The 746-nt window shown below is 49.2% G+C and carries 1 protein-coding gene; it reads left to right on the forward strand.

Going from position 1 to position 746, the window contains the following annotated elements:
• A partial coding sequence (locus tag R7O13_RS26540; protein ID WP_318305167.1) for a transglycosylase domain-containing protein occupies positions 1-746 on the forward strand: 746 nt, incomplete at both ends.

Raw genomic sequence — 746 nt, forward strand, 5'->3', positions numbered from 1 at the left:
AGATGTACTGAACTACCGCAAGGTAAGCCAGCCTCGTTACCCTGGTGAGTATTCTTCTTCTTCGACTCGCGTTGAACTGATCCGCCGTCCTTTTGAATTTGCTGATGGCCCAGAACCGGATCGCCACGTCATGCTGCACTTCTCAGACAGTGGTTTACAGCGTATTCAATCTTTAGAGTCAAAAGGCGATCTAGGCTACTTGCGCCTTGAGCCAAAGATGCTGGGGATGCTTGAAAAAGATCGTGATGAGCAACGTCTGTTCTTACGTCGTGACCAATTCCCTGAAATTTTAGTTGATGCCTTGTTGGCGACAGAAGACCGAGACTTCTATCAGCATGATGGTGTTTCACCATTGGCTATTGCCCGTGCTTTAGTGGCGAACATCAAAGCGGGTCGCACCGTTCAAGGTGGCAGTACCTTAACGCAGCAGCTAGCGAAAAACTTATTTCTAACCCGTGATAAAACGCTGTGGCGTAAGGTGCGCGAAGCTTATATTGCGCTTATTCTTGATTACCGTTACAGCAAAGACCGCATTTTAGAAGCCTACCTCAATGAAGTGTATTTGGGCCAAAGCGGCGGCGAAGCGATCCACGGTTTTGGCTTAGCATCACGCTACTACTTTGGGCAGCCAATCCAAGAGTTGCGAATTGATCAACTTGCGATGCTGGTGGGCATGGTGAAAGGACCGTCGTACTACAATCCTGTTCGCTATCCTGAGCGCACCAAAGAGCGTCGAGACTTGGTGC

The sequence above is a fragment of the Vibrio sp. Y176 genome (genome assembly GCF_033438945.1).